Origin of the sequence: Actinomyces sp. HMSC065F11, from assembly GCF_001813085.1 — a bacterium.
Lineage (GTDB): Bacteria > Actinomycetota > Actinomycetes > Actinomycetales > Actinomycetaceae > Gleimia > Gleimia europaea.
The window spans coordinates 1-24,870 of record NZ_KV811482.1 but is presented as its reverse complement, the minus strand read 5'-3'; the positions used below and the strand labels follow the sequence as shown (position 1 = coordinate 24,870).

General features: G+C 57.5%; 18 protein-coding genes and 2 riboswitches. Of the genes, 3 read left to right on the top strand and 15 right to left on the bottom strand.

What is annotated here, in order from left to right; genetic code table 11:
* Positions 1-5: 5 nt before the first annotated feature.
* The 3 genes from pth to galT form a co-directional block, all read right to left on the bottom strand.
* On the bottom strand, positions 6-608 hold the full coding sequence (pth, locus tag HMPREF2891_RS06555; RefSeq protein ID WP_070621016.1) for an aminoacyl-tRNA hydrolase: 603 nt from the start codon (positions 606-608) through the stop codon (positions 6-8).
* An 82-nt stretch (positions 609-690) separates the two neighbouring features.
* Positions 691-1,914 carry a galactokinase gene (gene galK, locus HMPREF2891_RS06550; RefSeq protein ID WP_070664604.1) on the bottom strand — a complete coding sequence of 408 codons (1,224 nt, stop codon included), beginning with the start codon at positions 1,912-1,914 and terminating at the stop codon, positions 691-693.
* The gene (galT, locus tag HMPREF2891_RS06545; RefSeq protein WP_070664601.1) at positions 1,911-3,107 is read right to left on the bottom strand and encodes a galactose-1-phosphate uridylyltransferase; all 1,197 of its coding nucleotides are present in this window, start codon (positions 3,105-3,107) and stop codon (positions 1,911-1,913) included. The genes galK and galT overlap by 4 nt, the downstream gene beginning before the upstream one ends.
* A gap of 246 nt (positions 3,108-3,353) precedes the next feature.
* On the opposite strand from galT, the gene HMPREF2891_RS06540 reads away from it, so the two are divergent.
* From HMPREF2891_RS06540 to HMPREF2891_RS06530, 3 genes are all read left to right on the top strand, one after another.
* A complete protein-coding gene (locus HMPREF2891_RS06540) occupies positions 3,354-3,896 on the top strand; it encodes a 2'-5' RNA ligase family protein (RefSeq protein WP_070664598.1) in 543 nt (180 codons plus the stop codon).
* Between the two features lie 150 nt (positions 3,897-4,046).
* A complete protein-coding gene (locus tag HMPREF2891_RS06535) occupies positions 4,047-5,291 on the top strand; it encodes a YihY/virulence factor BrkB family protein (RefSeq protein WP_261666847.1) in 1,245 nt (414 codons plus the stop codon).
* A gap of 70 nt (positions 5,292-5,361) precedes the next feature.
* Positions 5,362-6,177, top strand: coding sequence for an exodeoxyribonuclease III (locus HMPREF2891_RS06530; protein ID WP_070664594.1), 816 nt, complete (start codon positions 5,362-5,364; stop codon positions 6,175-6,177).
* An 89-nt stretch (positions 6,178-6,266) separates the two neighbouring features.
* Here the strand turns inward: HMPREF2891_RS06530 and HMPREF2891_RS06525 are convergent, their stop codons facing one another.
* The 12 genes from HMPREF2891_RS06525 to HMPREF2891_RS06470 all read right to left on the bottom strand — a co-directional run bounded on the left by HMPREF2891_RS06525 (position 6,267) and on the right by HMPREF2891_RS06470 (position 24,718).
* Positions 6,267-7,154 (bottom strand): bifunctional methylenetetrahydrofolate dehydrogenase/methenyltetrahydrofolate cyclohydrolase, encoded by an 888-nt coding sequence (locus tag HMPREF2891_RS06525; protein WP_070621025.1) that lies wholly within the window; start codon positions 7,152-7,154, stop codon positions 6,267-6,269.
* A complete protein-coding gene (glyA, locus tag HMPREF2891_RS06520) occupies positions 7,151-8,440 on the bottom strand; it encodes a serine hydroxymethyltransferase (protein WP_070621027.1) in 1,290 nt (429 codons plus the stop codon). Before glyA ends, HMPREF2891_RS06525 begins: the two co-directional genes overlap by 4 nt.
* A gap of 47 nt (positions 8,441-8,487) precedes the next feature.
* Positions 8,488-8,569: riboswitch (ZMP/ZTP riboswitch) on the bottom strand.
* Between the two features lie 133 nt (positions 8,570-8,702).
* Positions 8,703-11,069: a YhgE/Pip domain-containing protein gene (locus HMPREF2891_RS06515; RefSeq protein WP_070621029.1), complete on the bottom strand. Its 2,367-nt coding sequence runs from the start codon at positions 11,067-11,069 to the stop codon at positions 8,703-8,705.
* Entirely contained in the window at positions 11,069-13,606 is a 2,538-nt protein-coding gene (locus HMPREF2891_RS06510; RefSeq protein ID WP_070664592.1) for a YhgE/Pip domain-containing protein, read from the bottom strand. The genes HMPREF2891_RS06515 and HMPREF2891_RS06510 overlap by 1 nt, the downstream gene beginning before the upstream one ends.
* 77 nt (positions 13,607-13,683) lie before the next feature.
* Positions 13,684-14,547, bottom strand: coding sequence for a formyltetrahydrofolate deformylase (gene purU, locus HMPREF2891_RS06505; protein WP_070621033.1), 864 nt, complete (start codon positions 14,545-14,547; stop codon positions 13,684-13,686).
* A gap of 109 nt (positions 14,548-14,656) precedes the next feature.
* Positions 14,657-15,643 carry a malate dehydrogenase gene (locus HMPREF2891_RS06500; RefSeq protein WP_070664590.1) on the bottom strand — a complete coding sequence of 329 codons (987 nt, stop codon included), beginning with the start codon at positions 15,641-15,643 and terminating at the stop codon, positions 14,657-14,659.
* Between the two features lie 149 nt (positions 15,644-15,792).
* On the bottom strand, positions 15,793-17,463 hold the full coding sequence (gene pgi / locus HMPREF2891_RS06495) for a glucose-6-phosphate isomerase (protein WP_410002358.1): 1,671 nt from the start codon (positions 17,461-17,463) through the stop codon (positions 15,793-15,795).
* 36 nt (positions 17,464-17,499) lie between these two features.
* On the bottom strand, positions 17,500-19,779 hold the full coding sequence (locus HMPREF2891_RS06490) for a 6-phosphofructokinase (RefSeq protein ID WP_070664586.1): 2,280 nt from the start codon (positions 19,777-19,779) through the stop codon (positions 17,500-17,502).
* 132 nt (positions 19,780-19,911) lie between these two features.
* Entirely contained in the window at positions 19,912-20,184 is a 273-nt protein-coding gene (locus HMPREF2891_RS06485) for a hypothetical protein (RefSeq protein ID WP_146002538.1), read from the bottom strand.
* Between the two features lie 61 nt (positions 20,185-20,245).
* Complete coding sequence (gene purH / locus HMPREF2891_RS06480) at positions 20,246-21,925, bottom strand: bifunctional phosphoribosylaminoimidazolecarboxamide formyltransferase/IMP cyclohydrolase (protein ID WP_070664582.1); 1,680 nt, start codon at positions 21,923-21,925, stop codon at positions 20,246-20,248.
* A gap of 14 nt (positions 21,926-21,939) precedes the next feature.
* Positions 21,940-22,024: riboswitch (ZMP/ZTP riboswitch) on the bottom strand.
* A 51-nt stretch (positions 22,025-22,075) separates the two neighbouring features.
* Entirely contained in the window at positions 22,076-22,867 is a 792-nt protein-coding gene (gene purN / locus HMPREF2891_RS06475) for a phosphoribosylglycinamide formyltransferase (RefSeq protein WP_261666846.1), read from the bottom strand.
* 69 nt (positions 22,868-22,936) lie between these two features.
* A complete protein-coding gene (locus HMPREF2891_RS06470; RefSeq protein ID WP_070664580.1) occupies positions 22,937-24,718 on the bottom strand; it encodes a cell division protein PerM in 1,782 nt (593 codons plus the stop codon).
* Positions 24,719-24,870 lie beyond the last annotated feature (152 nt).

Here is a 24,870-nt window from a genome sequence, read left to right as displayed (position 1 = left end):
CCGGACTAGGCCGTATGCAGTTTTTGTTGCGCCTGTTCAAAACCGAGGGTAACCACATCCTCGATCGCATCCGCAGCCAAGCGGACAGTTACCGCCCATTCATCCAGGTCTTTCTTAGGGAAATCCGAAAGCACGAACGCTGCCGCGTCCATTCGCCCAGGCGGGCGGCCCACGCCAAAGCGCAACCGGTTGTAATCCTTCGTGCCAATCAGCTGCGAGATTGAGCGGAGCCCGTTGTGTCCGCCCTCGCCACCACCTCGTTTAAGGCGAAGAACGTGCGGTTCGATGTCAAGCTCGTCGTGCACAACCAGCAGGTGGTCCGGCTTTATCCCATAAAACTGCATGAGTTTCGATACCGCGTTGCCCGATAGATTCATGTACGAGTCGGGGTATGCAAGAATCGCGGCCGGCCCGGGCCTGCCTCCCGAAAGCATCCCAATACGCGCATTTGCTACATACGCGCCAGCGCGGTGCTTACTGAACGTTGCGCCGGCATTGTCAGCTACCGCATGGAGCACAATGCGACCCGCGTTGTGCAGATTGTTTTCGTATTTTGGACCCGGATTACCCAAACCAACAATAAGCCACTGATTCGCTGTTTCTTGCACGCCCCCACTCTACCAACTCACGCGGTGCGGGAATTTCACGAGGGGGCAGAACAAAACGAACACACCAATAGACCGCGTTGACCTAGTTGGCTGGCGCCGATGGCTTTGCATGCAGGAAGTGCGGCTGATTAAAGCCTTCCTCCGCGAACCGTTTGGTGATGGCATCCATGACCGCGCCGGCCTGGTGCTTTCGAACCAGCGCAATCGCTGATCCGCCAAATCCGCCACCTGTCATGCGAGCCCCCACAGCCCCGTTCTCCAACGCGGTTTCTACCGCGATGTCCAGTTCAGGAACCGTGACCTCGTAGTCATCGCGAAGCGATTCGTGCGATGCCGTCATGAGCGAACCGATCTGGTCCAACCGCTCATCAATCAACGCTCCGTCCTCGAGGAGCTCAACGAAGTCCAGAGTGCGTGCCGTTTCAGTGATCACGTGGCGGGCGCGCTTTTGCTCCTCTTCACTGAGGACAGACAGATCCGCGTCGCGGGCCAAGCTAGCGAGGTAGTCCACGCCGAGCTTCTGCGCCGCTGCCTCGCACGTGGCACGACGGTTGGCATACTGACCATCCGCCAGGCGATGCGGCGCCCGCGTGTCAATGACCAGCATCTCCAGACCAACGGATTCGAGGTCAAATGGAATGTGCCTAATCGAGGCATCTTTCGAATCAAGCAGAATCACAGCGCCGGCGCGGCACCGCATCGACGCAGCCTGATCCATTCCGCCGGTTGGAGCGCCAGCAATCTCGTTTTCAGCGCTAATGCAAGCCTCAACCAGTTCCTTACGACCCTTCTTAGTGGTCATCATCGAAACCCAGTCTTCAGTCTGTGCCATGAGCGCATCCCAGGCAACGGCAACCGCGCATTCAAGCGCGGCAGAAGATGAAAGGCCGGCACCAAACGGCACGCAAGAATCGATTGCGAGATCGAGACCGGGCATCTTACCCCTCCCCTGCTGTTCAAGAGCCCAGGCAACTCCCACCACGTAGGCCGGCCAGCCCTCAACAGGATTCTTCGAATCGTGCGTATCGACCTCGTCAAGGTTTACCTCTCGCACGCCCTCCTCCTGTGCGGATACGAGGCGAACAATCCGGTCATCACGCTGACTTACCGCGGCATAGGTCCGATGCGGAAGCGCCATAGGAAGTGCGAAACCACCGTTGTAATCGGTGTGCTCGCCGATCACATTCACGCGCCCAGGCGCCGAGTGGAGGGCCTCCGGACTGTAACCGTAGGCGTGCTCGAAAAGCTCGGTGACTTTGCGCGTTCCCTCTTCAAGAGTCCATGACTCCAACACGATGTTGCTCATTTTTCGTAGACCTCCCGTAGACGATCTGCAATTTTTTCTGGCGTGGTGTCAGAAATCCACGCGCCCATCCCCGATTCGGAACCGCCCAGATACTTCAACTTGCCAGGAGCGCGCTGAATCGAATGCAACTGCATGTGCAAGCGCATAAGTTCGCGCTCCTCCCCCACGGGAGCCTGGTGCCAAGACATCACGTAGGGAATCTCCAGGTAGGCCTTCTGGCCATCTTCCTCGACCTCAAAGAACTTGTTCCCCGCCTTCAGCATACGAATGTAAAGGTGGGCAAGTTCCTCACGCTCTTCGTCGGTCAGCTCATACAGCGCCTTCACGTCACGCTTGGGCATCAGCTGCATTTCAACCGGCCAACGCGACGCTGCGGGTACATACAGCACCCAATGTTCAGTTTCATCAACAATCCTGCGGCCGCTTCGCAACTCGGCGGCGAGGACGTCGCTGAGCAGATCTTTGCCCGTGTTCTCGCGGTACTGCTTGGCCTGACGGATCATAGTTGCCGTGCGAGGCGTGATGTAAGGGTAGGCGTAGATTTGCCCGTGCGGATGATGCAAGGTCACGCCGATTGCTTCACCGTGGTTCTCAAAGCAGAACACCTGCTTAATGCCATCTATCTTTTCGAGCTCCTGCGTGCGGTCTGCCCAAGCCTCGATGACTGTGCGCATGCGGGTTGGCCCCATGTCCACAAGATTGCGATTCAGGTCAGGGCCAAAACAGATGACCTCACACCGACCAGCGGCCGGAGCCACCTTCCAAATGCTCTCTCCATCCAGGTCACTAACCTCCATGGTTTCGCCCGGAATCTGCATGAGCGAGGGGAAACGATTCTCAAACACTACGACGTCGTAGTCGGTATCGGGGATCTCACCGTCCTGATAGGCGGCACCCGGACGTGCCGGGGCGAGCGGGTTCGCATCTGCTGGAGGCAGGAACGTGCGGTTCATGCGGTGCGTTGCGATAACCACCCATTCACCTGTTAGCGGATCCAAGCGCATCGTTGGCCCGGTTACCGGTTTTTCATTGCCATCCTCATCCTTGACTGGCGCGAACCTATCTTGCAGGGGCCTTGGATCATCCAAACGGCGAGTCTTCTCACCGCTGACGTAAGGTTCCGAATCATCGAAGTAGAAAAAGTCGCGACCATCAGCCAGCTTCGTAGCAGTTTTACGAACGCGAGCAGTCATCAGCACTCCCAACAGTGTTTTCGTATTTATTAACCTCCTAAAGCCTACCCCTCAAGAAGCTTTTCTGACGCTGTTCCTTGAGCTGTCTTTTTCCTTCCATTTACCTATCAAGGCCTTTGCATCGGCACATTTTCGCGCAAACTAGCTGTTCAACTACTTCTTCCGCCCCCGCAAAAATGAATACCTCCCGCCGCTTGTGATAGTAATAATCCGTAAACAGGCGACTATGCGTGGCAAGGAATAAGTATGTACCTTCCCTCCTGCGGGACCGACGAGGAACTCATCGGCATACTCGTAGCAGTTCCCGAGCCACTTGCAGGCGACATTGACGCACTTCGCACCCGCCTCAACTTAGATACCGCAAACAGTACCGCGCCGCACATCACTCTTGTGCCGCCTACTCCCGTGAAGCGGGCCGACCGCGAGCGCATCATGCATCAGCTGGGAGAGGTTGCGGCAAAACGTGCACCTTTTCGGATTTGTCTGCGGGGAGCGGGGTCGTTCCGCCCGGTATCGCCAGTGTCTTTCATTAATATCGCTGCTGGTGGCGAGGCTCTGGCCGCCCTCGAGGACGAGATTCGCGAGGCAATCGATCTTCCACCCGCACGTTTCCCCTTCCACCCGCACGTGACGCTCGCCCACGTTGAGCACGAGGAAACGTTGGATGTAGCCGAGAAACTCGCCGAGGATTTCGAGGCGGAGTGGGTTGCAAGCGGCTTCAGGTTGGACCGTGTGGGCGCCGATGGCGTGTACCATTCCCAGGCATTGTTTAGTTTTACTGCCGGCTAGATTCACGCGCTACGAACCCGCCTCGTGAGCAATTGGGCACATAACCACGACTGCAAGTGGGTTTGGGAAAGCCGCGGCGCAGATTTTCGGGTAGTTTCGAGCTGTAGACGATTCCGCGCTGGATAGGACAGACGAAATATGGCGAAATCCGTGCTCGATCAGCCAGTAGAAGTTTTGGCACCAAGAGCTCCCGATGCTCCAAACCTGTACGGCCCCACTTTGCAAGAGGTCAAAGAGGCCGACGGGATAGTGGCCAAGGTAATGGGGGTCATGGATTGGTACAACCATTCTCGCGTTGGGCGGGGCATGCGCCGCTACACGCTAAAGCGCGGAAATCTATTGGCCGGCGGTGTCTCTTACACTTCGCTGTTTTCCATTGCGGCGGCACTAACCGTTGGGTGGACGATTTTCATGTACTTCCTGGGCGGCAACGATCAGCTTCGCGAGGCCGTGTTGCACGCTCTCGAGTCGGCCATGCCTGGCCTTATCGACACCGGCGATGGCACCGGCATGATCGACCCAGATTCGCTGATTCAAACAAACGTTTGGTCCGTCACCGGCATCGTGGGTCTACTAGTGTTGGTATTTTCAGCATCGAAAACCATGGACGCGCTAAAAATGTCACTGTGGTCGATGTTCGGAATCGTGCGCCTGCCAAATAGTGCGGTAGCGATCAAGATCCGCGACTTGTTTGGATTCGCAGTCCTGGGCATTGGCGTGCTTGCTACTGCCGCTCTTGGAATCATGATGAACACGGTCGGCTCCTGGTTTATTGACCTGTTGAATATCGAGGGGGTAGCTGGGCGCATTCTTTTGAACATCGCTACTCTGCTTGCCGCTTTTGTGGTGGACACTCTTTTGGTGATTGCTCTGGTGCGCGTCACTGCAGGCGTTCGCGTTCCCAGCCGTGATCTCTGGATTGGCGCGGCTGTGGCGGGTGTTGGCTCGGCGATTTTGCGGTATCTGGGCACCAGCGCGGTTGGTTCCGTAGCTGACAACCCTTTGCTTGCCGCCTCGGCAGCCCTGGCCACTCTCATGTTGTGGGTTAACCTCATCGTGCGCCTGCTTCTTATGGTTGCCGCGTGGATGGCCAACCCGTTCTACGCGGAGTTCCCGCAGGATCAAAAGTACGTACACGGTGATAGCACACCTAACTACGTCACCATGACAGAGCCGGACACCCTCGATTGGCCGCACAACCCCCTCACGGGTGACATTGCGTTTGACCCGCGTGAAGATCCGGAATCTTACGAAACCGTTCTGGAGGACGAGGTCTGGCATTCGCCGCGCGCCAAGTGGTTGCGCGTTCGTATTGCGAGCGCTGAGGCCAAGGCACAAAAGCATCGCGACGAGCTTTTGGCTATGGGTCAGCGCCAGCAAGTGGGCGAAAAGTAAGACCTGCTACCGCACGTGCTAAACAGGACTTTGAATAAAGCGTACGCGCTGAGATTTTGAAAGTAGGACAATGACCTTCTCGCTAGCTTCGATCAACGTTAATGGGATTCGCGCCGCAGTTAAACGCGGTATGAAAGACTCCCTGGCGGACACTAAGCCCGATGTGATCGCGTTGCAGGAGGTGCGCGCGGCAACCGCAATCACCACTGACCTGCTGGAAGATTGGGAGCTACTCAACTTCGAATGCGAGATTAAGGGGCGCGCCGGTGTAACCATCGGGGTTCGCCGTGACTCCCACGTAAAGCTCCTGCCCGAAACCGTCCGTTTTGGCGCCCACCCGCAACATAGTGAGGCAGAGGCTGTAGATACAGGCCGTTGGCTCGAAGTGGACGTACAGGACGGAGAGCAAACTGTACGTATTGTCTCCGCCTACTTGCATTCGGGCGAAGTAGGTACGGAAAAGATGGATCAGAAGTATGCTCACCTCGATCTCGTTACCAGCCGTATGAGCGAACTGCGCGAGCTTCCGAACGTGATTATCACGGGCGACCTAAACATCGTTCACACCGAACTCGACATCAAGAACTGGAAAGGCAACCACAATAAGACAGCCGGCGTGCTCGACTCCGAAATCGCGTACGTGGACCGCTGGATTGAATCGGGTTGGGTTGACGTTGCCCGTCAGCTAACCGGCCCCGTGCAGGGCCCATACACTTGGTGGTCATACAGGGGCAAGGCGTTCGACAATGACGCGGGTTGGCGCATCGACTACCACCTGGCCAGCCCCGCGATGGCTCAGCGCGCTCAAAGCGTGCACGTGGACCGTGCGGTCGATTACGCCTCCCGGTACTCCGATCACGCTCCCCTGCGCATCATTTACAGCTAAGCGCCTGAACTGCGCATGAAAAAGTCGCCCCAAGTGGGGCGACTTTTTGTTTAGCTTTTCGAGGGCGCTGCCGCCTCCGCGATTATCCGCTAAAGCCTTTCAGCGGCTTCAACTACGTTGGCGAGCAGGAGGGCGCGAGTCATCGGCCCCACTCCTCCAGGGTTGGGAGACAGGGCCGAGGCAACCTCATCAACACCATCTGCAACGTCACCGGCCAGGCGCGCTTTGCCATCGACTTCAACGCGGGAAACCCCTACGTCAAGAACCACGGCGCCCGGCTTCACCATGTCCGGGGTAATAATTCCCGCGGCACCGGTGGCGGCAACCACCACGTCAGCTCGGCGGACCTTGCCGGCAAGATCCTGCGTGCCCGTGTGGCAGAGCGTGACGGTTGCGTTCACGTACTTGCGGGTAAGTAGCAGGCCGATGGAGCGACCCACGGTTACGCCGCGCCCCACTACAACCACGTCTTTACCTGCCAGATCTATACCGGCGCGTTCAACGAGTTCGATGACTGCCCGCGGCGTGCACGGCAAGGGCGAATCGATTTCTTCCGATACACGAAGCACCAGACGTCCCAGGTTCATGGGGTGTAGGCCGTCTGCGTCTTTCGCCGGGTCAATGGCCTCCAAAATCCGGTTGGTATCCACACCCTTGGGCAGCGGAAGCTGCACGATGTAGCCCGTGCACGAATCGTCAGCATTGAGGCGCTCTACCGCGGCCAGAATGTCGGCCTCAGTAGAATCACCGGGCAAATCCACGCGGATAGATTCGATCCCCACCTCTTGGCAATCGCGATGCTTTCCCGCAACGTAGGTTTGTGAGGCCGGGTCATCGCCCACCAGGATCGTGCCAAGCCCGGGCACAACGCCGCGAGTACGCAAAGCCTCCACGCGCTCGCGCAGTTCAGTTTTGATCTGCGCTGCCGTAGCTTTTCCGTCTAGGACCTTGGCTTGGCCGTCCCAGGGCGCCCTCACTTGTCAAGGCCTTCGTAGAGCGGGAATGCATCAGTTAGGGCCCTCACTCGGGCGTGTAGGCCCTCAACGTTTACGTCACCGCCCGATGCGCCCTGCACGAGGGTGGTGGCGATGATGTCCGCAACCTCCTCGAACTCCTTGGCGCCAAAACCGCGGGTAGCAAGCGCGGGAGTGCCGATTCGCAGACCGGACGTGACTCGCGGAGGGCGCGGGTCAAACGGCACAGCATTGCGGTTCACGGTGATACCAACCGCGTGGAGCAGATCTTCGCCCTGCTGACCGTCGAGATTCGAATCGCGCATATCAACGAGAACGAGGTGCACGTCGGTACCGCCGGTAACTAGCGAGATGCCAGCGTTCTTCACATCGTCTTGGAGCAGTCGATCAGCGAGGATCTTAGCCCCCTCGAGTGTGCGCTGCTGGCGCTCCTTAAATTCTTCGCTCTGCGCGATCTTCATAGCAACAGCCTTGGCAGCAACCACATGCATGAGCGGGCCGCCCTGCTGCCCGGGGAATACCGCGGAGTTAATCTTCTTGCCGAGCTCCTCATCGCGAGACATGATCATGCCGGAGCGCGGACCACCAATGGTCTTGTGCACCGTGGTGGATACGACGTCCGCAAATGGAACGGGGTTCGGGTGCAGGCCGGCGGCAACCAGGCCGGCGAAGTGCGCCATGTCTACCCACAGGTATGCTCCGACCTCATCGGCAATCTCGCGGAACTTCGCAAAGTCGAGGACGCGCGGGTACGCGGACCAGCCGGCGATGATGACCTTGGGCTTAACCTCGAGGGCAATCTCGCGGACCTCATCCATCTCAATGCGCATGGTCTCTTGGTTCACGTGGTAGAAGTGCGGTTCATACAGGCGGCCCGAGAAGTTGATTCTCATGCCGTGAGTCAGGTGGCCACCGTGATCCAGTGAGAGGCCAAGAATACGATCGCCAGGCTGGGCGATTGCGGCTAGAACCGCCGCGTTTGCCTGCGAGCCCGCGTGAGGCTGCACGTTCACGTAAGCAGCACCAAAAACCTCTTTCGCACGTTCAATCGCGAGGTTTTCTGCGACGTCTACAAATTCGCACCCCCCGTAGTAGCGGCGGCCAGGATAACCTTCCGCATACTTGTTGGTAAGGACGGAACCCTGCGCTTCCAAAACTGCCTTGGGCACAAAATTCTCAGACGCGATCATTTCTAGGGTTTCACGCTGGCGCCCCAGTTCATCATCAAGAACCTTTTGGATCTGTGGATCCACCTGCGCTAGGGACTGCAAGAGTTGAGATGTTGCCATGAGTTCTCCTATTTAGGTTTGTCTTCCAAACACCAAGTGTTTTGATGATCCTTGACCCAGGCGGGCGGCCGTTGAATCCCAAAGACGCTCCCCGGTGGTGGTCCACCTGCGCCAGTCGCGTCATCGTTTCAAACATAGCGCAAAACGCGCGCGGGCGGGGTGCCCGTCCTCTTTTCGAACACTTTTGCAAACAGCTAGTTTTTAGGCTCGAGGAAATGGCTAACACTCACGATTACTTCCGCGAGCGCGAGGAGGGCGCCCCCTACATCACCTTGGTTTTTTCAACCTCTTTAGTCATCTTCTCGATATTGCCGGCAATCGCATGACGGAACACGAGGCCAATGAGCAGGTTGGGAATGATGAACAGCAGGATCATGGCGAGGTTTTGTACGAAGTCGCCCGCGTAAATGCCGGCCACTGCTGAACGCATGAGGTTGATCGCGTAAGTTGCGGGAAGCCACGGGCTAATGTTTTGGAACCACTGGGGTAACAGTTCAAGTGGGTATGCTCCTCCGGCAGCAGAAATCTGGAGCACAAGTAGCACTACCGCTATCGCCTTGCCCGCATTGGACAGTGATATCACCAGCGTGTACACGATATTTGTAAAAACGGTAGAGATTACCCATCCGGCAAGCATCAGCAGGAAGGGGTGCGCCGGTTCAATCTCAACGATCACGATCAGACCGCCCATCAGCAATGTTGATTGCGCCATGCCGATCAGCCAGAACATGACGTAGCGTCCCAAGTATTCTTGCGCTCCCGTAAATGCCGGCTTGCGTGCGTGCTTCACCGTCTTCCTTGCCTTGTCGTCTGAGCTATCGCTAGCCTGGGTTCGATCAGCCGCTTCATTATCATCGACCGATTCGTCGTCGCGAACCTCCTCGGCGTTTTCGGGCTCCTCGAGTTCACCAGAATCTTCTAGTTCTTCCTTTGCCTCTGCGTCATCATCTGAATCGTCAGCATCACTGCTTTCCACGCTTTCCAAGTAGCGTTTGCCCACGTTCTTAGATACGTCCGTACGCAAGAAAACACCAGCCAGTAGCGCGCCCACCCACAGCGCAATCACAGTGAATAGAGGCGCCATACCCACTCCGAAAGACGCCACTGGGAATACAGGCGTGCGATCCACGGCTACGGGCGATGACAATAGGCGGGCAAAACCCTGCGGGTCGGCGCCAAGCGCTTTGGCGATTTGGCTCGTATCTGCACCGGAGCTGGCCTCACGAACCTGCTCGTTAGCCTCGTTCAGGCGTTTAACACTCTCGCGCATACTCTGCGCCGTTTTTGAAAGCGATTGCGCCGCGCGATCCATTCCCGCGATGAGGCCACCCGCACTCTCTGATAGGTCGGACTGCACTGCCTGCATGTAGGAGCGGAAAACCGCCGCGTTCTCTCCAGCTGATTCGAGGCTGGATCGCAAGCTGTCGATTTGTGGCTGCAGGTTCTTTGAAAAGCTATCGTGAGCCGCGCTGATTGCACCGGCGGCTTCTTCAATAGCCTTACGCGCAGCCTCTTTAGAATCCGAATCGCTAGACCTACCTGCACGCAGATCCTTTGATATCTGACCTAAGCGGTCTGAAAGGCTTTGTTGCCGCGCAATCGCCGTATCAAGATCAGCCAGAAGGTCGTCCCCGTCCGGTCCTAAAACTTGGGCGAGCTTGTCCCTCGTCTGCTTGAACCCGTCTATCTGCTTATCGAGCATGGCACGTAGCTGATCAACCGCATCCGCGCTACTCTGCGCGGTCTCGTCAGCCGAGTTCAGCAAAGTATCCAGACGAGATTCAACTTTTTCAATGTTGGAGGATGCCTGGTTCAGCGATTCACTTAACCCGGCGGAAAGCCCAGCGAAAGGATCGGCCATCCCACTGCTTGAATCGAAAGAAGTACCGGTGGCCTCATCGAACGATTCCTGGATGCCCGCAGCTAAATCGCGAGTTCCAGTAGCCAGCGGGATCGTAGAGCCAATCAGCGCAGAAAGGGAATCTACTGTGTCAGCGCCCGCATTTAACTGCGCGGCCAGCGACTCCAGGCGATTACCTAACCGATCCAATGTGGCCTGCGTTTGCGCATCATCCAGATACGCAGAAACGTCCTCGGCCATACCCACTGCCACTTCGGCTAGGGCTTGCGAAAACGTGGTGTTGATCTGCGCGGTTACCCCCTGCGCCCCTTGCGTGGTTAGGTTCGCGGAAAGTGGATTCTTCTTCTCGTTGGTGTACAGCGTGATGTTGGCAGGCTTTGCCCCGCCCGCGTAGAACGTAAACATCGAGGTGGAGAAGTCATCAGGTAGCACAATTGCCGCGTAGTATTCACCCGACCTCGTGCCCTCAAGCGCCCTGTCCTCACTGGTTAATATCCAGTCAAGCTGATCGTTAGTGGCGAGCTCTTTCATCACGATGTCGCCCACGTTCACGTTCATTCGCAGCACTTCGCTGTTGTATCCCTTATCCGTGCTGGCCACAGCGATTTGAAGGCGATCAGAGTTAGAGAATGGGTCCCACGTTGCAAGCACGTTAAACCACGTGAAGAACAGGGGAACGCTGATGAGGATCACTACGAAGATCTTCGCCATCACCGAAGAGTTGATCTGGCGCAGGTCATCACGCGCAATAAAGAAGATCTGTTTCATCACCGCGCCTCACCTTCGGCATACTCCCGCTCCGCCTCACTACGGGGGCGCGCTAGACTGTCAAACAGTTCATCTTCACTCAGGTGCGATAGGTCATTTGCACGCTGGAGGGAGCTCCTTAGCCCCTCGGTGGCAACAAGCGCGCCTATGATTACCAGGCCCCAAACGGCGACGAGGCCAAGCAAAGCTGATTTGCTTGCAGCGGTCAGGCTCGAAACCAGGCTCAACGCTACGAATCCTAAGATGCCTACTATGGTTAGACCGTTGATTAACAGGCGATAATGCGAGTTGAAACGTTCTTGACGGTAAGCGATCCGGTTGGCAAATTCCTTGCGGTTTGAGAGCAACGCAATAATGTTACTGAGCCGGTATACCGAACCTTGTAGCTGCACGTCCTCGTTAACTACCAGTTCGGTGCGAGCCAGATCGTTGTAGAACAACTGCGTGAAATAGCCCAGGTGACGCCGGCCCAAGAAGCCGAGTAGTAACGCTGAAGTGCTCATGAGCAGCAGGATTGCCATGAGGCGCCAGTAGTGTCCGGCGTAAAACCCGCCAATGGTTTCTCGCATGGCGTCGATGCCGTAAGAAAATGGCAACAAAGGATACAGCGCGCGGAAGAAGCCGGGCATAAGCTCAATGGGATAAATGCCTGAAGCTCCCGGAATCTGCAAAACCACCAATAGAATTGCGAGGGCACGTCCCACATGGCTGAGCGCCGCGGCAAGCGCATAGATAATGGCGAAGTATATGGGCCCAATCAGCGTGGCAGTTGCGATAAAAGCCGCCACGTTGGCCGTCTGCACGCCGATCATGAGGCTACCGACGCTCACTATCAGCCCCTGCCCCATCGACAATGCTCCTGAAAGCATGAAGCGCCCCATGTACGCCGAGCGCAAAGGGAGCCAGCCGAAGCCTTCCTTATCGACTTCCACCCGGAAGATGATTACGAGGATGAGGCCCCCGATCCACATCGAGAGATTGATGAACATCGCGGCCATGCCCGAGCCGTAGGAGTTGACTTCAAACACGGCCTGCTGGTCAAACTCCACGGGGGAAGCCAGGTAGCGCCCGATATTTCGCGCATCCAGGCCAATCACCGTCTCAAGTGTGCCCGATTGTATGGCAGTGGCAAGTGTTGCCACATCGGTTTGGGCCACTCGAACAGAGCCCGCAAGGCCATCCAAATTCCCCTTGGCCTGCGTCAGTACTTCTTGGGTGGCACCAATCTGTTCTTCTACCCCGTCAACGAGGGAGAGCACCTGGGTAAGCGATGCCCGCGTGGTGGTGATAGCCGAGTCGATTCCACCCAGGCGTGCAGAGAGATCGGTTACCTGCGCGGTCAGTTCACTAACTGCTTGACCGGCGAGTTCTTGCGTTTTGTTAGTAATGCCCTGCGTAGCCGAAAGTGCGTCATTGAAAGATTGAACCAGCTGGTCAAGATCCTTGGCAGCCGCCGTAGCGCCCTTACCGGATTGATTTACCTTATTCAGCAGGTCTTGGGCATCATCAAGACGCGCATTAAGCTCCTGCGCCGCGTCTTGCGTGGCCGGGATTTGCTCAAGAATCGCCACGCGCTCACGAACAGCGTCAAGCGAAGTATTTGCACGGTCAATGCCGCCTTGAAGCTGAGGCTGTATCTCATTTAGCCGAGCCGTGGCATTAGACACCGCAGCCGTAGCAGATGCCGAAGACTGATTTAACGCCTGCTGGGCACTCGCGCTGGCTTTACCTGCAGACACGGCAAAACTCTGCGCATCCGATACGACGGTTCCCAAAATCGTCTGCGAATCAGTCAGCGCGCCTGATATGTCAGCAAGAGCCGGATCTGCAGCCGCAAGTGCACCGCGCACGCTCCCCATGTTCTGTAGCGATTCGGTTAGGGATGCGCCAGCCGCATCGAGGGTTACCTTCGCCTCCTCAAGGTCTTTCTCCACGCCTCCTAAAGCGCCAAGCGCGCTACTTTCTGCACTATTGATATTTGTAGAAATTTTCAGGCTTCCATCGCGCAGTCCTTGCACGATCGCCTGCCCCACCTGCTCGCGGAAAGTGGAAGTTATTTGAATATCGAGTTCGTTGGCACCCACGTCAGTGATTTTCGGCGCTATCGCGCCCTTCTTCTCATTGACCAAATACTCGATTGTGGGTTGGTTGCGTTCACCGGAGAAAATATCGACGAGGTCGTCGCTAAAGCTGGCCGGGATAATGAACGTGGCGTATACGTCGCCAGCTCTAATACGGTCTGTAGCTACGGCTTCTTCGAGAAACTGCCAACCTAGCTGATCATTTTTCGAAAGCTCTTCAACGATCAGATCACCAACATTGATCTTCCCGGTGAGATCAGAACTGGTTCCCACGTCATTATTCACTACCGCAATCGGTAAGTTCTCCGTAGCCACATAGGGGTTCCAAAACGCCAGAATATTTAGCCACGAATAGAGAGCTGGCATCACGAGGATGCCAATCACGATTATGAGGGAGCGCGGGACAGCAAAAATGCGCTTGATGTCCCTGACGAATACCCGCCAGCTATCGTTCATCCACCCAATAATAGCCCGGGACCCAGGATGTTGCCGGTTGTGGCCGCGTCTACTCCCTCACCTACGCTGGCCAAATTTTAGTTGAACACAACCGTGCGAGTGCCGTTCAGTAGCACCCGGTGTTCGGAGTGCCACCTCACTGCCTGCGCGAGGACGCGGCGCTCCACATCTTGCCCTTCAGCAACGAGGTCGCGGGTTGAATCGCGGTGGGTCACGCGAGTGACGTCCTGCTCGATGATCGGGCCTTCGTCAAGGTCGGCAGTCACGTAATGCGCAGTTGCGCCAATCAGTTTCACGCCGCGATCGTGGGCTTGCGCATACGGCCTCGCCCCCTTGAAAGATGGCAAGAACGAGTGATGAATGTTGATGACATTGCCGGCAAGCTCATCGCATAGGCTGTCTGACAGAATCTGCATGTAGCGAGCCAGCACAACCAGTTCAATGTTTTCGGCGCGGACGAGGTTCAAAAGCTCATCCTCTGCAGCAGCCTTTGTATCCTTCGTAACCGGAATGCACAGGAACGGAATGCCGTAGAACTGCGCAACGGGTGCAAGGTCCGGGTGATTGCCAACAATCGCCACGACGTCAATCGGAAGATCAGCGTATCGCTGGCGGTAGAGTAAATCAGTTAGACAGTGCCCTTCTTTAGACACCATGATGATCGTGCGCAGAGGACGGCCGTACAGGTCAAGATTCCAGACTGCGTCAAATCGCTTAGCGAACTCTTCCATCCCCACCTCGATGGGCGCACGCCCGGCGGGACATTCGAGTTCTACTCGCATGAAGAACAGGCCTGTGTCCGGGTCGCCAAACTGTTGCGACTGGATGATGTTGCCCTGGTTCTCCACGATAATGTTAGAAACCGCGTGCACGATGCCCGGCCCGTCCGGGCACGAGATAGTGAGGATAAGTTTGGTGTCACTTACGTTTTCTTCAGCCATGCGTCCCACTTTAAACCAAAGCCAAAAGGGTTAATAACTTTGCATACCAAAGGCGACTCGCAGGCCAGACAAAAGCGCCTAGCTGCGAGCCGCCTTTAGCGTAATCTGTTTACTTTACGAAGCCGAGGGCGCGCACGGCGTCACGCTCTTCTTCAAGAGCCTTAACGTTGCGTGCAATGCCGGCCTTCTGGCGATCGTCAAGCTCGAGGCCCTGAACGATCTCCCACTCGCCACCGGTGGAGGTTACCGGGAAGCCGTAAATGAGGCCTTCGGGTACGCCGTAGGATCCGTCAGATACGGAGCCGGAGGTTACCCAGTCGCCTTCTGGCGTGCCGTTTACCCAGTCGTGCATGTGGTCGATCGCTGCGGAGGCAGCCGATGCAGCCGAGGAAGCGCCACGTGCCTCAATGATGGCCGCGCCGCGCTTTGCGACGGTGGGAACGAAGTATTCGTCCAGCCATGCCTCGTCAACCAAATCCTTAGCGGACTTGCCATCAACGCGAGCGTAGGTAACATCCGGGAACTGGTCTGCCGAGTGGTTACCCCAGACAACCATGTCCTTGATGAGGCGCGAAGGTACCTGCAGCTTGTGAGAGAGCTGCGACATTGCGCGGTTGTGATCCAAGCGCATCATCGCGGTGAAACGCGAAGTCGGTACGTCCGGAGCCGCTGCCGAAGCAATCAGAGCGTTGGTGTTAGCCGGGTTGCCAACCACGAGCACGCGAACATCGTCAGCCGCGTTGTCGTTGATTGCCTTACCCTGCGGGCCGAAGATACCACCGTTTGCCTCGAGCAGGTCGGCGCGCTCCATGCCCTTCGTACGGGGGCGAGCACCAACCAGGAATGCCGCGTTCGTGCCAGCAAACGCCTTGTTCGCATCATCGAAGATGTCAACGCCTTCGAGGAGCGGGAATGCGGCGTCATCAAGCTCCATCGCGGTGCCTTCAGCGGCCTTCAGCGCCGGCGTGATCTCAAGAAGGTTCAGCTTTACAGGAACATCCTTGCCAAAAACAGCGCCCGAAGCGATGCGGAACAGCAGTGCGTAGCCAATGTTTCCGGCTGCGCCAGTAACGGTTACGATGCGAGCTTCTGTCATAGTGGAAATCTCCTTACGTTTTAGACAGCTAGGGTCAAATGACCCACCTCTTCTATCGTAGCGCGCACACCGCTCAAGAGTTAGCTAACGCCCCCACTTTCGGTGCACCTTTGGGCGCGCAATGCGAGGGCGTTAGCGCAATTTACCGGCTACTCGTCGCGATGCTCCAGGTAGTAGCTGATTAGCGACCTCGTGGACGGATCCTGCGCGTCAAGCACTTCGCGGTCTCCCGCAACGGCTGGAGTAAGCTCGCGTGCAAGCTCCTTGCCAAGCTCAACACCCCACTGGTCAAACGAGTCGATGCCCCAAATGATGCCCTGCACAAACGTGATGTGCTCATACAGTGCAATCAGCTGGCCCAGAACGGATGGGGTGAGCACCGGCGCCATAATCGAGGTCGTCGGCTTGTTACCCTCAAACACGCGGGCCGGAACGATGTGTTCGGGCGTGCCCTGGGCGCGAACCTCGTCCGCCGTCTTGCCAAATGCCAACGCCTTGGTCTGGGCAAAGAAGTTGCCAAGGAACAGGTCATGCATGTCGGCGTCCTCGTCTCGCAACGGCCATGCCGGGTTCGCAAACGCGATGAAATCAGCTGGCACAAGGCGCGTACCCTGGTGAATCAGCTGGTAGAACGCGTGCTGTCCGTTGGTACCGGGTTCGCCCCAGAACACCTCTCCCGTCTGGTAGTTAACGGGCTTCCCCTCCCAGGTGACGCTCTTACCGTTAGACTCCATCGTGAGCTGCTGCAAGTACGCGGGGAAACGGTGCAGGTACTGCGAGTACGGAAGCACAGCGTGCGTGTGGGCGCCAAGGAAGTTCGTGTACCACACGTTCAGCAAAGCCATTAGGACAGGGACATTGGCTCCCCATTCTTCGGTGCGGAAATGCTCATCCATGTCGTGGAAGCCAGTCAGGAACTCCTCGAAAGCCTCCGGGCCGAGCACAATCGCCAAGGAAGTACCCACCGCAGAATCAACGGAGTAGCGGCCACCAACCCAGTCCCAAAAACCGAAAGCATTTTGCGGGTCAATACCAAACTCTTCAACCTTATCCAAAGCCGTGGACACAGCGATGAAGTGCTTACGCACAGCCTCGGCCTTCGACTTACCGGCAAGCGCGCCCGACTTTTCGAGGCCGTTTAGTAGCCACTCGCGAACAACCCGCGCGTTCGTGAGTGTCTCCAGCGTGGTGAACGTCTTTGAAGCGACGATAACGAGCGTAGTTTCCGGATCCAGATCCTTCGTCTTCTCACCCGCATCCGTTGGGTCAATATTCGAAATATAGCGAGCCGTGAGGCCTTCCTTCGCATACGGCTTCAGCGCCTCGTAGGCCATGACGGGGCCGAGGTCCGAACCGCCAATACCGATGTTCACAACCGTTTCAATCGGCTTTCCGGTTACGCCAACCCACTCTCCAGAACGTACCTTGTTCGCGAAGGCATACACGCGATCTAGCACCTCGTGCACGTCCTGCACAACGTTTTGTCCATCAACCTCAAGCGAAGCGTCCTTTGGCAAGCGCAACGCGGTGTGCAGTACAGAACGGTTCTCCGTAACGTTAATGCGCTGCCCGCTAAACATGGCCTCCATGCGCTCTTGCAGATTCGTCTGCTCGGCAAGATCCAACAGCGCCTCAACAACCTCGTCGGTCACGAGGTTCTTTGACATGTCAACGCGCAGATCAGCGGCGTCGAACGTGAATCGATCCACGCGGCCAGGATCTTTTGCAAACCAGCCTCTCAGGTCCGGGGCAAAATCCTTTGCAAGAGTAGAAAGCTTACTCCATGCTTTTGTGGACGTAGGGTTCACTGGGGTTGTCATCGTCATTCCTTCTTCGGGTATAAACGCTTTTGGAATCTAGTATGTCACGACGTGGTCGGCGTCTTCGATTGGTATTTCCACGGGGATCACGTCCCCGCGCGGCATCGACACCACCGGTATTACAGTCGCGATTGATAGCCACCACTGTTCAAAGGGACGTCGGTTCTTGGTGTCCAGATGATCCATCATGCGGCGCACGGGGAATGCTTGCATTTTGCCGCCGGCCTCGCCGATGTAGCACGCGTCATCACCGCCGCGCGCAAAAATTTCATCAAGCACCTCGATCGCCTCGTATACGAGACGGGTTGCGAGCAGCCGGTCGAACGGTGACGGCGCACCACCCTGCTGTAGGTGGCCAAGCGCCGAATGACGCACGTCGTACAGGCCCTCCCCCTCAGATTCGAAAACCCGCGCGAGGAATTCGCGGTTATATTCGGGATGAGCTTCCTCGTTTCGTACTACGAGGAACAGGCGCCGACCCGCGCGGAACGACTGCTTCAGATAGGCAACGTCCTTTGAAATATCCGCGAGCGTAGTGGGTTCTTCATTCAGATACACTTTTTCGGCGCCGCTGGCGATGGCAGCCATGAGCGCCAGATAACCGCACTTGCGCCCCATTGTTTCCGCAACGAAGCAGCGGCGCGAGGCAGCAGCAGACTCTTTGATTCGATCCAGTGCCCAAACCGCGTTGTTAACCGCCGTGTCCGCGCCGATACTGAGCTCCGCGCCGGGCAGGTTGTTATCGATTGTGGCTGGCACTAGCACCATGGGGATGTTGAACGCCGGGTAGCGGCCGCGCTCTTGGAACATGTCGTAAATCGACAGGTAGGCGTTCATTCCGCCAATCAGAAGCAGCGCATCGATCTTATGTTCTTCGATGGCTCGCCCGATCGCATAGTACTGGTCAACGGTCGGCATGGTGCGGCGAGTACCAAGCTCGGCCCCACCCTTGAACGCCCAACCTTCAACATCGGACCAGGTCAGCTCCCGCACATTGCCATTCATCAGGCCGGCCATGGAGCCCTGCACGCCCAGAATCTGCATACCCTTATCCAGGCCAATGCGCACAGCGGCGCGCGCAGCGGTGTTCATGCCCGGAGCCAACCCGCCCATGTGCATAACAGCCACCCGCTTTGCTCCCTCAGGAATCGCGGTATTGCCCGGCGGCTCGGACAGAATCTGATTAATGCGCGTCATCTTCACAAAAGAGGCGCCCCGCGACTCGATGGCCTTATCGAACTCTTTGTTTGCCACAAGTTCGGCAACGTTGCGGGTGGCCTCTACCGATTCAACTAACGGAATGCGAGTCAACCGGTTCTTGCGTACGCCGATAACATTCGCCGGGGTATCTGCGGTGGCCTTCAAAATCTCTTGCGCCGCCCCGTATCCCATGAGGGTCGGCATCCACCTGTCGTATGCCGAGGGCGTACCACCGCGCTGAACATGCCCGAGGATCGTGATGCGCGGTTTTTCTCCCAGGCGAGCCTCAATGGCCTCGGCAACCTGCGCCGATGTGATCCGGTTACCTTCCGAGTCTTTTGCCCCCTCGGCAACAATCACGATGGACTCACGCCTGCCCGCCTCGCGGCCCAGACGGAGCTTTTCAGACATGTCCTCTTCCCAGCCGGGCGTGGGCGGATTCTCGGGCGTGAACACGTAGTCCGCACCACCCGCAACCGCCGACATGAGCGGCAGATAACCGCAGTGGCGCCCCATCACCTCGATGACGAACATGCGCTGGTGGGATGCGGCCGTTGACGAGATGTCGTCAATCGCCTCCACAATGCGGTTTAGCGCAGAGTCCGTACCGATCGTCATATCGGTGCCCACCATGTCGTTGTCGATCGAACCGACAATGCCCACAATCATGAGCGCAGGGTGAGCGCTGGCCACCTCTGGTGTGATCTCACCAGCTTCCAACAGTCCCTGGACATGGCCGGGCCATTCCTTGCGGAACTCGTTAGTGCCGGTCAAAGACCCGTCGCCGCCAATCACAACCAGGCGGTCAATGCCCCTCTCGAGCAGATTCTTGCACGCGCAGCGCCTGCCCTCGTACTCGTAGAACTCCGGGCTTCGGGCCGTGCCGATCACGGTTCCGCCCTCGTTCAAAATTGAGGACACGTCGGACCACGCCATTTCTTTGATCCGCTCGCCGCCCTCAACGGCGCCCTGCCAGCCCTCCAAAATTGCGTACGGCGTGGCGCCCATCTCGAGGCTGGTGCGCACCACCGCGCGCACAGCCGCATTCATTCCCTGAGCGTCACCTCCCGATGTAAGCACGCCAACGCGTTTCTTCAAATCAGGAGACGGTGTCATCTAGACCTCCAAACTAGGAACAAGACCACTCCTATTATCGACTGTTTGGCACGCACTTTGCCAAGTGTTCAGGAAATGTGACTCTCGAGAAGTATTTGTGCAAGCAACAGGGGCGCAACGCGCAAAGATTGTCTAAACCGGGGAAGGCGTTGTTGCCGCCGATATTGTTAGCGCAAGCCCCGCGATAATCGCGATCAAAAACAGGGCGTCAAACAGGGTGGAACGCGCGCGTAGCCACGTGTGACCGCGCGCCAGAATACGGATGAGAAGCAGCGCAACAAAAAACGCAACCAGGCCCCACAGCGCCGCCCGCACACTTACCCACAGCGCAACCGCCGTAAGACCCGCAATACAGGCCGTCACAAAAATGATTCCGGCTGCAATCACTGCTTTTTTACTCGACACGCCCTCCATCCTATCGGCTGGAGGGCGCGTCTACATTCACCGTTTGGCTTGTCGCTTGATTCTAGTGCGAGAAGTGGCGATTACCCGTGAAATACATGGTGATGCCGGCTTCCTGAGCTGCCTCAATCACTTCCTCATCGCGAATCGAGCCACCCGGCTGAACCACCGCTTTCACACCTGCGTCGATCAAAAGCTGCAGGCCGTCAGCGAACGGGAAGAAAGCGTCCGAGGCGGCTACCGCCCCCTCGCTTCGACGCGGAGCCTGCTCCACCTTGAGGTCCGCATTTGAAGCGCCCCCAACTCCGGCCTCCACCTTCGCAGCATCACCGGTCTCACGACCTCCGAGGGTATTTGCCCGCTCCACGGCCAGGCCACACGAATCCACGCGGTTAACCTGCCCCATACCAACACCCACCGACGCCTGGTCCTTTACCAGCAAAATCGCGTTTGAGCGTACCGCCCGAACCGTTTTCCACGCGAATTTCAAATCCGCAAGCGTCGCCTCATCGGCAGGAGCCCCCGACACCAGTTGCCAGTTTGCCGGGTCATCGCCGGTGGCATTCACGTCGTCACGATCTTGGGCCACGAGGCCTCCTGTGATCTGCTTGAACTCAACGGTTCCACGCGAAGGCGCCTCAACCGTTAGCAGCCGAATGTTCTTCTTCTTAGAAAGGACCTCGAGAGCGCCGTCCTCGAATGAGGGAGCCACTACCACCTCGGTGAAAATCGGGGCAACCTGCTTGGCCATCTCTACCGACACCGGACGGTTCACCGCTATCACGCCGCCAAACGCAGACACCGGATCGCACTCGTGCGCCTTGCGGTGAGCCTGCGCAACGTCCTCGCCAACCGCAATACCGCACGGATTGGCATGTTTGATGATTGCAACACACGGCTCATCGTGATCATATGCCGCGCGCAAGGCCGCGTCCGCGTCGGTGTAGTTGTTGTAAGACATAGCCTTGCCGTGCAACTGCTTTGCGCGAGCCAGGCCGCCAGTTTCCGTGCGACCTGCAAAACCAGCACCCGCATTCACATACACAGCGCCGCGCTGATGCGGGTTCTCACCGTAACGAAGCGTATCCAAACGCTCCCATGTGCCCGCTAAGAAGCCGGGAAGCGGCTCCTCACTACCCTGTTCCACCTCGTCCTGGTCGATCTGTTGCGCAAACCAGGTGGCAACCGCCGCGTCATAAGTTGCGGTGTGGGCAAACGCTTGCGCTGCCAAGCGGCGACGCTGCTCATCCGTGAAACCACCAACTTTAACCGCATCGATAACCTCGCCATAGCGAGACGGATCAATCACCACCGCAACGGAAGCGTTATTCTTCGCCGCCGCGCGCACCATCGTGGGGCCGCCGATATCGATCTGCTCGATAGCCTCTTCAAACGTTGCGCCCGACGCGATCGTTTGTGCAAACGGGTACAGGTTCACAACCACGAGGTCAAACGGGTCAACGCCAAGCTCAGACAACTCATCGACGTGTTCCGGTTTTGTCCGATCGGCCAAAATACCCGCATGAATCCGCGGATGCAGAGTCTTAACGCGGCCGCCCAAGCATTCTGGAAAACCGGTGACATTCTCAACGGGGGTAACCGCAACTCCAGCCTCTTCGATCAAACGGGCAGTCGAACCCGTAGAAACAACCTCCACGCCATTTTCTGCCAGAGCCTTTGCCAGCTCCACCACGTTGGACTTATCAAAAACAGAAACCAGGGCACGTTTAATTGCAGACATCATTCCTATCCAATCCTGCCCCACACCCAGGCGGGCGGCGTCGAAGGCACTGCTAGACCGCTCCCCGGTGGTGATCCACCTGCGCCAGTCACGGCCACCCTCAGTGTAATGAACCTGCTCTTGCAGGTTAAGGAATGTCCAAAAAGTGAGGCGTTAGCCTACCTCCACCCAGCGGCCCGTCGTGGTCCAGCCTTCCCGCATCATTTTGCCCACGATCTCAACCAACTGGCGGCGCTCAGCCACCTGAATGCGCTCTAGTAGCTCGGCCAGCGTGTCACCTGCCTCAACGGGAACAACGCATTGGGCAATCACGCGGCCCGTGTCCATTCCGGGATCCACAAAAAACAGGGTTGCGCCCGTATATTTAACGCCGTAAGCGAGGGCATCTGCCGGACCTCGAATACCCGCAAAAGATGGAAGTAGCGAGTTGTGCGTGTTCACCACGCGACCATCGAAAGTATTCAGAAATTCGGGGCCAAGTAGCTTCAAGAAACCAGCAGAAATCACCAGGTCAGGGTCAAAGCCCGCCACAACCTCGGTCATCGCGCCGTCCCATTCTTCGCGGCTCGCATAGTCACCAACACGCTCCACGAAAGTGGGAATTCCTGCTTTTTCAGCGCGTTCCAAACCTTTAACTCCCGGACGATCCGAGCCTACGGCAACGACCTCGCACCCGTATCCGGGGTCTTCACACGCGTCGATAAGTGCTTGCAGATTTGTGCCAGAACCAGAAATGAGGACTACCAAACGCGCAGCTTTCACGCCGGCTGATGACTGCGACGGCGAGTACTGCGTGCCTGCTGCGGGAACGCGCTCCCCTTTTTCCTGCGCTGATGTAGCCGGGGCGTGCGGCGACACTTTGAGGGTCGAGGCCGCGATGCCCGCCTGCGCCACGTTCCTGTCTGCGGCGGACACTTTGATGGGAGATTCTGCGGAAGTCGTCACTGCTGCTCCTTGAGGGCGATAATCCGATAACTAGTTTCAAATCCTCACCCGGTTTCGTCAACCTTGGTCTCAATTTGTCTCGTTATGGTCGGGGGAAACTTCTTGATCTGCGTCTTGATCTGCATCCGGGTCAGGCTCCTCCTGATCCGCGCTATCTTCCTGCGCAAGATCCGGCGGAGCGACCTGATCGTCGATGGTCTTATTCCGGCTAATCTTCTTGGAGGTCGAGCGCGTGACTCGAGACGCGGCCGCTCCTGCCTGCGCATACTTATCGAGGAAGAACGGGTGCGCGAGTGCGTACACGACCGCAGCGCTCACACCAACTTCGAGCGCCGCCAACGCCACAGCGTAAACCAAGCGCGGCCCCAAAAGCCCCATTCGCGCAACACCGAGGGTTCCCATCGAAAGCCACATCCACGCCGCCACCAGCACCAGAAAGGTTAGTACATACATTGAGGCATGTACCAGGTGGTCGGCCAGATTCTCTTCCCGCCTCCACTTCACTGCGGCCATACCAAGCAAAACACCGAGCGCGATAGGAATTAACACAACCCAAATTCCTACCTCGGTCTGCGGAATAGCACCCAGGATTGGGATCGCGGGAATCGCGGCTACATCTGCGCGAGAGGGTGTGACTATAGCGTCCGAAGCCGTGTAAAAACCCGGCCCCATTAGCCACGACGCTGCCCAACCGGCCACATTAGGAAGGTACAGGGCCTGAGTGATCCAAATGATCACGGAGTCAAAAACGGAGGCGTTAAGCAGATCCGCTATGCCTCTTATCCGGCTCCAGCCGGCAACAATCCCCACGAGGCCGGTCACCATTCCAACCGCGAAGAGTGCGGCAAAACCAACTACTGCATCTTTGATGGCACGTAGGTACGGGCCCACGCCGGGCTTAGATTCCAAATCTAAATCATGCGACTTCAGCGACCACGCCCACGCCAGGGCTGACACGAAGAGGCTCCCGAGGACCAGCTGGGGTAGCGACGCACTCGTTTTGTTGAACACTGCCAGCAAAAGCACGACCCCGAGGTAAACCGGTATGAACAGAGCTGAACCACGCCAGCTTGCCACGTTTGCCCGCGCCAGTCCGGCTCTGGCCAGCGCCACGTGCATGATTGTTAGCCCCAGCGGAATCATCTTGTAGCTTGCGCCAGCGATCTTCACACTGGCACCGTAGGACATGGCCCAAAAGTCGCTACCCACCGAGATTGCGGAGTTCCAATCGGCCTCCATCATCCACGGATTCGACGCGTTGGCCAGGAAGCTAACCAATGCGACTGCGGCGATTAGTGCCCACGAGAAGAACGCGGTTTCGAGGGCTGCGAGCAGTAGCTGCGGCCAACCTGCGGGCGGGCGCACCACAATGACCTTGCGCTCCACGGGCATTCGCGCCACCGTTGGAACAGCATCGGGTTGTTCAGCTGGCTCGCCCTCTGCCGCTTTCAAGGACTGCGCTGGCTCTTCTTCAGCCTGCCCGTCCACATCTTCTTCGATTTCGACTTGCGAGGCAGCCTCTTCCAGCTCGTCTAGAAGATCTTGCTCGATAAGTGCGCGCTCCACGTCGGTGAGACGCTCGGTTGGAAGTTCATGTGGCGTGCGCGGATCTGCGGCGCGTTGGTTCTGGCGACTGCGAGCCTGCGCAATGGCGCGCCGTAGCTCCTCGGCGTCTCGCCGCGGGTTTGACACACCGACCTCGAGGTCGCGACGGCGCTGCTCTAAAACCCGCTCGCGAACCTGATCGGCATGTGCCTTGCGAGCTAACTTACGCTCGCTAGCTTCCCGTTCTTTCTTGCTCGGCCGGTGTGCGCGCTCGCGCTCGCTTCGATCCCCTGTGTTTTCTCGCATCGTTTCTATCTTGGTTCAAACTGCCGGTTTTATCGCGGCGAATTGCCGGTGTGTCCATCAAACGCACCTCTGCTATCGCGTGGGAGCAACGCAAAAGGGCGGCCCCACCTAGGTGAACTGTCCCCTGAAAGTTAGACAGTTTAATAGTAGGG